General features: G+C 58.4%; 9 protein-coding genes and 3 pseudogenes. 5 read left to right on the plus strand and 7 right to left on the minus strand.

Annotated features, from left to right (window positions below):
- The first annotated feature begins 189 nt into the window (after window positions 1-189).
- The 3 genes and pseudogenes from LCM4573_RS15490 (at window position 190) to LCM4573_RS15500 (ending at window position 2,502) form a co-directional block, all read left to right on the plus strand.
- Window positions 190-784: pseudogene (locus tag LCM4573_RS15490) on the plus strand (ankyrin repeat domain-containing protein).
- Between the two features lie 10 nt (window positions 785-794).
- A complete protein-coding gene (locus LCM4573_RS15495; protein ID WP_071007284.1) occupies window positions 795-1,268 on the plus strand; it encodes a nucleoside deaminase in 474 nt (157 codons plus the stop codon).
- Window positions 1,269-1,272: 4 nt separating this feature from the next.
- The gene (locus LCM4573_RS15500; protein WP_071007285.1) at window positions 1,273-2,502 is read left to right on the plus strand and encodes a cyanate transporter; all 1,230 of its coding nucleotides are present in this window, start codon (window positions 1,273-1,275) and stop codon (window positions 2,500-2,502) included.
- Between the two features lie 96 nt (window positions 2,503-2,598).
- On the opposite strand, the gene LCM4573_RS15505 is transcribed toward LCM4573_RS15500, so the two are convergent.
- Together LCM4573_RS15505 and LCM4573_RS15510 are read right to left on the minus strand one after the other, a co-directional pair.
- Window positions 2,599-3,294: an RES family NAD+ phosphorylase gene (locus tag LCM4573_RS15505; protein WP_071007286.1), complete on the minus strand. Its 696-nt coding sequence runs from the start codon at window positions 3,292-3,294 to the stop codon at window positions 2,599-2,601.
- Window positions 3,288-3,776: an antitoxin Xre/MbcA/ParS toxin-binding domain-containing protein gene (locus LCM4573_RS15510; RefSeq protein WP_407071736.1), complete on the minus strand. Its 489-nt coding sequence runs from the start codon at window positions 3,774-3,776 to the stop codon at window positions 3,288-3,290. Before LCM4573_RS15510 ends, LCM4573_RS15505 begins: the two co-directional genes overlap by 7 nt.
- Before the next feature lie 263 nt (window positions 3,777-4,039).
- On the opposite strand from LCM4573_RS15510, the gene LCM4573_RS15515 reads away from it, so the two are divergent.
- Window positions 4,040-4,306 (plus strand): type II toxin-antitoxin system Phd/YefM family antitoxin, encoded by a 267-nt coding sequence (locus tag LCM4573_RS15515; protein ID WP_071007287.1) that lies wholly within the window; start codon window positions 4,040-4,042, stop codon window positions 4,304-4,306.
- A complete protein-coding gene (locus LCM4573_RS15520) occupies window positions 4,303-4,725 on the plus strand; it encodes a type II toxin-antitoxin system VapC family toxin (RefSeq protein WP_071007288.1) in 423 nt (140 codons plus the stop codon). Before LCM4573_RS15515 ends, LCM4573_RS15520 begins: the two co-directional genes overlap by 4 nt.
- A gap of 591 nt (window positions 4,726-5,316) precedes the next feature.
- On the opposite strand, the gene LCM4573_RS15525 is transcribed toward LCM4573_RS15520, so the two are convergent.
- The 5 genes and pseudogenes from LCM4573_RS15525 to LCM4573_RS28100 all read right to left on the minus strand — a co-directional run.
- Complete coding sequence (locus LCM4573_RS15525) at window positions 5,317-6,174, minus strand: AraC family transcriptional regulator (RefSeq protein WP_071007289.1); 858 nt, start codon at window positions 6,172-6,174, stop codon at window positions 5,317-5,319.
- A gap of 319 nt (window positions 6,175-6,493) precedes the next feature.
- Complete coding sequence (locus tag LCM4573_RS15530) at window positions 6,494-7,495, minus strand: GGDEF domain-containing protein (RefSeq protein ID WP_244505328.1); 1,002 nt, start codon at window positions 7,493-7,495, stop codon at window positions 6,494-6,496.
- 486 nt (window positions 7,496-7,981) lie between these two features.
- Window positions 7,982-8,282, minus strand: a pseudogene (locus tag LCM4573_RS15535) (type II toxin-antitoxin system RelE/ParE family toxin).
- Window positions 8,279-8,547 (minus strand): annotated as a pseudogene (locus tag LCM4573_RS15540) (CopG family ribbon-helix-helix protein). The pseudogenes LCM4573_RS15535 and LCM4573_RS15540 overlap by 4 nt, the downstream one beginning before the upstream one ends.
- A gap of 571 nt (window positions 8,548-9,118) precedes the next feature.
- Window positions 9,119-9,298, minus strand: a 180-nt coding sequence (locus tag LCM4573_RS28100; RefSeq protein ID WP_157895512.1) for a hypothetical protein, incomplete at its 5' end; no start/stop codon positions are given.

A 9,298-nucleotide genomic window follows, 5' to 3' on the forward strand; every position in this document is an offset into this window, starting at 1 on the left:
GAAAACTATCTGAATATTTTATTTTTAAATACCTCGTTTCAGACCTATCTGGAGATCGCGCCCAAGGGGAGCAGACCCCGTTCACAGGCTGGCGCGCAAAAGGAGCGACAAATGTTTCGCCGTACGATCATTTTTGGCGCCGCTTTTCTGGCGCTGGCATCCGTTTCATTCACTGCATCAGGAGAAACCATGAGCGACACGCCCTTGCACGCCGCAGCAAAAAAGGGAGATGCCGCGGCGATAGAGGCGCTTCTGACCGAGGGCGTGAAGATCGACGCCCGCGATGCCAACGGTGCCACCGCGCTGYTCGTCGCGACGCATGAAAACAGGATCGCCGCCGCCAAGGCGCTGATCGAGGCTGGAGCGGATGTCAACGCCAAGGACAGGATCGAGGATAGCCCTTATCTCTATGCCGGCGCGCGCGGCCATCTCGAGATCTTGAAGATGACGCTTTCGCACGGGGCCGATCTGAAAAGCATCAACCGCTACGGCGGCACGGCACTTATTCCAGCATCGGAGCGTGGCCACGTGGAAACTGTTCGCACGCTGATCGAGGCGGGTGTCGATGTCGATCACGTCAACAAGCTCGGCTGGACAGCTCTTCTCGAGGCGATCATTCTGGGCGATGGCGGCGAGCGCCACCAGCAGATCGTCGCGCTGCTGATCGAAGCAAAAGCAAAATATCGATCTTGCTGATGGCGACGGCGTGACGCCGCTCGAGCACGCGCGCAGTCGCGGTTTCAAGGAGATCGAAAGCCTGCTCGTCGCCGCCGGCGCGCGATAAGGAAACGTTCATGAACCAAGAAACCCGCTTTCTATGCGAAGCCATCGAACTGGCACGCGCCAATGTCGCGAAAGGCGGCCGACCCTTCGGCGCAGTCGTCGTGAAGGACAGTCAGGTGATCGCCACCGGCGTGAACGAGATTCACAGCACCAATGATCCAACTGCGCATGCGGAATTGACCGCCCTGCGCGCCGCCAGCCAAAAGCTCGGCTCACCCGATCTTGAGGGCTGTGTGGTATATGCCAGCGGCCATCCGTGCCCAATGTGCATGGCGGCGATGCGACTGGCTGGCGTCGGAGAGGTTGCGTATGCCCACTCTAACGATGACGGCGCACCCTACGGCCTCTCGACGGCAGCAATCTATGCGGATCTCGCAAAACCCTTCGCCGAACAGTCAATGACAATCCGCTACGTGCCGGTCCGGCTCGAGCAGCATCCGGATCTCTACGCCGAGTGGAAGCGGATTCAGAACAAAAGAGCATAGAAATATGGACCACGAGGGGCATTCGCGGGCTACCAACGTCCTGCTGCTTGCCGTCGTAGCACTGGTCGGTCTCAATCTCAGGCCATTCATCACCGGTATTGGCCCGCTTGCCACACGCGTGAGCGAAGAAACCGGCCTTGGCCTGCAAGGCATGGCGCTGCTGACCCTCGTGCCGATGCTGTTAATGGGTGTGTTCGCCTTCGCCGGTCCCTCGCTACAAGCCAAACTCGGGGTACGGCGTTCAGTCATCGTCGCGCTCGCGGTACTTGCTTTCGGCTCGTTCCTGCGCCTTTTCGTTACCAGGGATTGGCAAATGGTGGGAACCGCAGCACTGCTGGGGCTTGGTGCGGCGATTGTACAGGCGGTCTTCCCTGGAATTGTCAAGCAGCAGTTTCCCCGGCATGCCGGCCTCGTCATGGGTCTCTATTCCGCGATGTTGATGGGTGGCGGAGCAATCGGCGCGCAGATGGCGCCGCTGATCGCCGGTCGTGTGGGGGACTGGCATGCCGGACTTGCGTGGATGGCGGCTCCTGCTTTGCTGGCCGCCAGCCTGGCCGCTTGCTGCCTGCCGCGCGATGAGGCGCGGCGGACCGGTGTCAATGCGGCGGCTATCTTCCTCAAACGTCCGCGGACATGGCTGCTGATGGCATGCTTTGGCCTCGTCAATGGCGGCTATTCGACGGCGGTGGCGTGGCTTGCGCCGGCGTACCAGGAGCTTGGCTGGACCAGTGCCGCCAGCGGCGGCCTGCTGGCGATCATGGCGGTTGCCCAGGCGCTCGCAGCGCTGCTGCTGCCGACGCTCGCCAGCCGATACATCGATCGCCGGCCGTGGCTGTGCCTGACGCTGGCGATGCAGGGAATGGGTTTTATCGCGCTGATGATCAAGCCGGAAGCCACACCGGTCTTGTGCGCGGTTCTCCTGGGTGCCGGCCTGGGTGGCTGCTTTTCGCTTTCGATGATCGTGGTGCTCGACCATCTGGCCGAGCCCGCCGAAGCGGGCGCGCTGTCGGCGCTCATGCAGGGCGGTGGTTTTCTCATCGCAGCGATACCGCCTTGGATCGTGGCAGTCCTGCACAATGCTACCGGCAATTTCCTGGCCGGTTGGCTGCTGCATCTCGCCTGCGTCGCCGTCGTGACGGTGCTGTATTGGTACGTTGATCCGCGAAGCTATGAGAAAGCGATATCCGGACGGATTTTGCGGAAGGAGGATCAAGCAAGCTCCTCCCCGCCGTAAACGGCACTAAACAGGTGAAACAATATCCTTGCTGACACCGCCCTGTTTCCGTGGCCGTGAAATCACTCGCGGCGAGCCGGCTTTGCTGTGATGGGCTTAGAGAGCGAAGATCGCGTTGGTACGGCAATTGCGGACCTTGTCGACCTGCTTTCCATCCCAGTGAAAATCGAAATGATCCGCCTGCACCGGGATATCCATAAGATCCGGCCAGAAGATCGCTACGCATTCGCCGCCGGGACAGCGCACGCTGCGATAGACGATGCCGTTGGCGCCGCCGGCTCTCAGGTTCCGCCCCAAGGCTTGTGACGACCTGTAGGAATCCGGATCATGATACTGGCCATGCGGCCGTGCATCATGCAGGTCTAGATCGAGCCGATTGATCAGCATACGGAATTGCGAGGTCCACCCCGGCTCCTCACGACTGTTTGCCATTGCCCTTCCATGGTGATGAGCTACCTCCCGAATGGCCACTTCTTCCCGATCGCCGGCGCTGTAGACCCCATAGGTCCCATCGGTGAAACGCCCTGGGCGGTCAGTGCTGATGTGGACAAATGGAGCCATCAGATAGCTGGCGCCCGGTCCGCTGACACGCCGGTCCACCGGCACCAGATCGAGCCTGCCGATATGATCCCATATGCGCGGATTGGTCTTCGATTCAGCCGAAACCAGTGCCTCCCAGTCCTGCGGTTCGGCGATATCCTCGAAAAGGTCAACGGGCGGATGGATGGAGCGAATGATCCGGTAGGCCTTGGGCCATCGGACGCGCACGACCGAGAGGCGATCGTTCACCAGCCACCACGCTCCGCGTCAAGATAGGCTCGCACGCGGGCGAGCGAGAAGATGTCCCCGTGCGCCATAACCTCGACCGGGGTGCGGCCGCCAAAAGCCTGGTTCGACTTTTTCACCCAAGCGTAACCTCGCTCCGGGTCTGAAAAGAGGTAGCGGAGCCCTTTGTGGATACCAAGGAGCAACGAAAGACGCGTGGCGAGATCACGATCGATGCGTCCGAGTTCTCCGGCTTTCCACCGCGCATAGGTGCGAGCGGCGAGTCCTCCTAGGATTTCGCGGGCATCTGCATCGGATACCTGCCATTTCTCGAAAAGCCTAATAACCGCGCGCCCCATCGCCTCCGCCTCGCGGGCGGTGATCTGCGGGATCTCTGGAACGGCCTCCGTGCGCGGGATTTCCTGCAGCATGGCAAATCTCCTTTCGGCATAAATAGGAGAAATTTTGCCATATGGCAAGATTTTCCAGACATCGCCGCTATAGAGCACGTTCCGAAGCACTCCGAGGCGCAGCGGCTGAACCCGAAGCTCAGCGAATGCCGTCGCCTCTCCGACAATCAGGAGCAAACATATTATGACCCTTGCTCCATCATACCACGTCGACAGCAGGAGCGCGCGAGGTCACAAAGCGGCCTTTATCCTCCCACGAAACCAGAGGGGCTTAAATTTGTCTCTTATCATTGAGCGACTTGTCACCCGGCCACTTTAAGGCTACGATAGTCATAATAGTCATTCTGGTCAGGAGACGCCGAATGCAGCCTTCCACACATAGCGATGAAAGTTGGACCGTGGCCAGCGCGAAAGCGAAACTGTCCGAGGTCATTGAACGCGCGCAGTCAGCGCCGCAGACGATCACTCGAAACGGGAAACCAAGCGTCGTCGTCGTCTCTGCCGAAGAATGGCAGAAGAAGACCGTACGCAAGGGCTCACTTGCAGAGTTTCTGATGGAATCACCCCTACGCGGCGCAGACCTGGACCTGGAACGTCAACGCGATGAACCCGGTGATCTGCCGCTGTGAGACTTCTGCTCGACACCAATGTTTTGTCGGAGGTCACAAAACCGCGCCCTGAAGTTCGTGTTCTGAAATGGCTGGACGAGCTCGACGAGGATCGGACCTTCATCAGTGTCGTATCAATCGCTGAGATCCGACGTGGCGTTGCGCTGATGGACAACGGGCGCAAACGCGACGTGCTGGCTGAATGGCTCGCCCAGGATCTGCCACAACGTTTCGAGCGCCGCCTCATCCCCGTAGACGAACCGGTTGCTCTGGCTTGGGGTGACCTGATGGCGTTGGCCAAACGAAGCGGTCGCGGGTTAGCGTCGATGGACGGCCTAATCGCGGCCACGGCGATAGCTCACGATTTCATTCTCGCTACGCGTAATACCAAGGATTTCGAGGGATTTGGTATCGAGACCCTCGATCCTTGGGTCGCGTGAGTTGGTTGATGGACTTGGTCGTCCGCAGCCAAGCTACATCCTAGCCGCCGAAACACCGCCTCACCTGTCGTCGATCGACGTCTCCGCCTTGGAAATTCTCATGGCTGAAGCGTAAGGGAATGGGGTTCATCATCCGCTGGCTCGGGACTTTGCCGGGGCCAGTTTCGAGGATCGGCAAGTCTTACTATGCGCTGCTGGCAGTCTGGGCAAAGTTCAAATGCCTCACTCAGACGCGATGTCTCACCGATCGATGTAATCTCGACGCGCAGGACACGCCATTCATCGATCTTGCGCGTCGTAAACTGTACGTCGCATCCTGCACATGTCCAGGTTGGCTTTGCCATACCTGTTCCTCTCCTCTGGGTTCCCAATCTATATTGCACGAAAGGGTGCCGAGCGCGAGCTACCCCTTTTGGGGGATAGCTGAAACAAAGGGCGTTCGAATGGCTATTTGAAGGCCTTTGCTCCAGCTAAGTAGAAGCTTCGCCGGGAATGCCAAGGGAGGAGAGCATTCGACACGGAGTGCCGCCCGTCAGGAGCCGTGAGATCAACGGGCTGAGATTTGGGGCAATGTGAGACTTGGGCCAGCCTCTAGCGCAACTGGCTGGGGGTTTTACGCCTATAGGTCTTCATCATGTTCGTGAGATGGCTTTGGCTGGAAAAGCCGCTGAGAAACGCCACCTCCGCCACCGGCATCGTCGTTTCAGAGAGCATTTTTTCCGCAAAATCAAGCCGGCGTTCCAGGACATAGCGATAAGGCGGGCAGCCAAAGGTCTTGGAGAAAGCCTGCGTGAAGTGCCCCACCGAAAGGCCGCAAATCGCTGCGAGCTCCGACGTGGTCAGCTTTCGGCTGAAATGCTCGTGCAAATAATCCCTGATCCTGGCGGCAGCAGCAGCCGAAAGGCCGCCCTTGCCCGGCCTCTCGGGCTTTCCGGCATTCGAATAGTTGCGAAGCACGTGGATACCCAAGACGGTTATAAGGGAATCGAGATAGAGTTCGTTCGAATGATCGGGCCGGTTCAGTTCCGCCTTTATCATCTTGGCGAACTGCAAAGCCGTGTTGTCGGCGGTATAGGGTACCGCTCTTAAATTAACTTCAGGACGATCGAACTCCTGACCGGCGAGTTCGAGCATGCTTTCAGGCGAGATCACAACGACAACGCCGTCAGTCGTGGATGACCAACTGGCCTTCCCCTCTACACCGAACGGTCGAACGGCGATCATGCCAGGTGTGACATTGAAGGTTCGGTAAGGCTCGGATTCGAATGCGAAGCTAAATTTGGGCGAGCTGTCCAACATGATCGCGACGCTGTGCCCGGTCGAGGTGAATTCATGGGATCCAGGGGGCTGGCGCCAATGGGCTGCACCACCGCGAAACGCYATCTTCCGCGGCCCGACTTCATCGGGCACATGTCCTAGCAGACCAGCCTCCGCAAAATCCCTGTACATTTCAATGAGTAACCCGCCCCACAACAAACCGCCCCCAAGCGGCGTGCAAACGTTAACAACGCTCGGTAGCTAAAACCATTGCTAGATTTCGCATGTGTGTACCTTGAGGTTATCGCATGGCAAATATCCCACAGGTTTCCAACAGATCTGTAACGGATCGGGATGTTGCCACCGCAACCCGCATTTATGCGTTTTCGCTTGCTCAAAGATAGCGCATGGCGGCGCGATGTGGCTCCGCTCACGTGTGAGCGAGCCTTTGACATCAGCCAGAATGGGAAAGCGAACCCTCCACACTCTGATTGGAGAGTTTCGCAAAATCCTAGACGCTGGCGACGACTTCTCTGTACAGGCGGACGCGGTCACGTCCGGCCCGCTTTGCTTCATATAAGGCTTCGTCTGCTCGAGCGATCAGATCCGACAGGGCTTCTCCCCGACGAGCCTCCGCTATTCCAATACTCACCGTCACCCGCCAATCCCTCGGCAAATCTTTGAACGAGGTCAGCCTCACTTTGGTGCGCAGCCGTTCAGCGATGGTTCGCGCACCCATGGCATCGCAATTTGGAAGAAGTAGCAGGAATTCTTCGCCTCCCAATCGACCACAGACGTCGACGTGCCTTGCTGTTGTAAGCAACGATCTGCTGAAGGTCGTGAGAACAGTATCGCCGGCGGGATGACCGAATGAGTCGTTGACCTTCTTGAAATGATCAATATCGATCACGATCAGACTAACCGGCCATGTTCGAGAAACATGCAAGTGCTCGCCCGCGATCTCGTCGAAGCCCCGCCGGTTCAGCAATCCGGTGAGTGGATCCAGGGACCGTTCGCGGCGCAGATCCTCGATCGTATCGCTTGCAGCCACTTGGAGAAGAGCCAGAGCGAGAGCCGCCCCCAGGACTGCGAGCGAGAATTGCAGTGCCAGCCAAAAGGGCGAGGACGCGAACTCATTCGCCGCCGGTGCGGCCACACCAACTGTCAAAATGGTCCTGGGGAAGAAATGAAGCGAGAAGGATAGTAAGATCCAGAACAGAATGCGTTCGGCGGTTCGACCAAGGCGAAGGCTGCGCAAACGCCAGGAAGTTGCAAGGCAAATCAGCCCGAAACCGAAATTCAGCAGGTAGATGCGAGTAATGAGTTGGCGGTCGACATAGAAGAAATAGGCGATTCCGCCCACGATGAGGAAGATGCCGGCAGCATATTCCGACCAGCTCAACTGTTTCCCGGATCGCCTTAGCAAGCCGTCGCACAGAACCAAGACGCTCAATGTGTAAAGCAATGCGGACACGATGGCGTTTGGGCCTACTACCTCGGGAATCGCCAGCATCTGCGATAGACTTCCGAGACAAAACAGGACGGCTGCGAAGGCGAAAAACAGAAGGTGGCGGCGCCGGCGATCTCCGGCCCAAAGCCAGAGGAATGTGGCTGCGAAAAGAAGGAGAATGGCAGGCCCGATCAGGACAAGGGGATTTGATGGAACGCGCATCCGACCAGCTTCGGGTTAATGGAAGTTTGCCTGTCTGGATATCCGCGACGTTCCGATGAAACAAGCAGGTCAGCCATATTGGCCGTATAGTCAGCCGGAAAAAAACGAGCCTCAAGGGCATGAGCCCCACTAAGCTAGATCCCTGGACAAGCTCCAACCTGATTACGGTATGAGCTTCGCACGCGCGTTGCGCCCAAACGCTCTCCGAACCGCCCTCCGGCGACGCCTCACCAGCTGCAGAGATCCGCAATTCTTCGGCGTAAGCCTCTGACCGGCCGGCTCTCCCCATATAAGTGGGTAGGCCGGCCTTGTTAAACCGTCTCTAAACTAGTTCGGCCACTCCTTGGTGGGCCAGTTCCGAGGCATAATGGATCACGCGCAAGATGACGACACTCTCACGGGCCGCGATCGGCCGCAGCTCATAGAAAATGATATAAGGCAGGAGCGTGACCGACTTCTCATAGGCGCCCGTCACCCGAGCCGGCCGACCGGTCGCGATCTCGCCAAGTGTGTCGCGGAGTCGATCCGCGACCCGTCGCGCCGCTGCTGGATTATCCTGAGCGATAAACCTGATCTGCTCCCGAATGTCGTCCAGTGCTTCGCGCGCCCAGGTGACCGGTCGCCTTATTCTTTGTCCGCTCGATTCGCTTCCGCTGCATCGATCACGGCATAGAGTTCCGCCATGGCTCGTCATCCCGCACCAGCCGGCCAGCCGCCGCGTCTGCCTGGCCGCGCTTAATGCCGTCGATGATTTCAAGCTCTCGCTCCACGTAAGCCGCGACCGCCTCGCCTGCGAGAAACGATTTGCTGCGTCGGGTGTCGGTCGCGATCCGATCAAGCTTTTGCTTTATCTCGGGGCTCACCCGAATTGTCATGGTGATGCTGGCCGCCATTGTCGGGGCTCCTGTGTTAAATTGTGTACAGCTTAATACATTTTGCGGTAGGGACAAAAGTTGTTACCGCGGACACGCGGCTCCATGGCAGGCTAAACGCGACGGACGTATGGGCGTACGTTCTCCAATCTTGAGACATTGGTCTGCTTGAAACCAGTCCGAGCAGATACGTCTTCGTGCAGCGCGCCGACATGAAGTTGTCGACGTTGCGCGATTATGTCGTGTCTCTCGGTGGCACCTTGAAAATCGTCGCGGACGTTGCGGGTAAGAAGGTCGATCTTTCCAGCATCGCAGAGCGGTCGCGATAGAGGATCCTAGTTTTGAGCCTGAAGTCGCGTCGCAGCCGCAGTTGGCAGGAGGGGCAGAGTTGCAGCATTCTGATCTGGTATAGCTGCTGCTGTTGGTTGGGATCACCGCATTTCACCCAGCGATGGGAATCGATCTTGCGAAGCTCATGCTCGCGGCCGCAACCGTCGCATGTCCACATGTTTTCGCTCGGCATGAAGGTATTACCCAAGTAGCGCGGGAACGGACATGCTCCCCGGGCCGCGGTGGGGAGCATGTTTCAAGGTCAAAATTTCCCGACGAGATTGAGGAAGACGCCTTGGTCGTCGAGGGTGAGGTCTCTGAGGTCGTCGGAGAAGCGGCCGAAGTTATAGCCGACCCCCACCTTGAAGTTGTTTCCGACATGACGGTAGATGGCGGCGAGCGCGCCATAATCGGTGGTGTCGGCCTCCGGCATGTGCATGAC

It is taken from the genome of Rhizobium sp. LCM 4573, from assembly GCF_001854865.1.
GTDB lineage: Bacteria > Pseudomonadota > Alphaproteobacteria > Rhizobiales > Rhizobiaceae > Neorhizobium.

What these genes read in the sequence shown, in the direction of transcription:
- LCM4573_RS15515 (WP_071007287.1), top strand. Translation starts at nt 4,040, where the DNA reads ATGCAGCCTTCCACACATAGCGATGAAAGTTGGACCGTGGCCAGCGCG.
- LCM4573_RS15495 (WP_071007284.1), top strand. Translation starts at nt 795, where the DNA reads ATGAACCAAGAAACCCGCTTTCTATGCGAAGCCATCGAACTGGCACGC.
- LCM4573_RS15530 (WP_244505328.1), bottom strand. Translation starts at nt 7,495, where the DNA reads ATGCTGGCGATTCCCGAGGTAGTAGGCCCAAACGCCATCGTGTCCGCA.
- LCM4573_RS15500 (WP_071007285.1), top strand. Translation starts at nt 1,273, where the DNA reads ATGGACCACGAGGGGCATTCGCGGGCTACCAACGTCCTGCTGCTTGCC.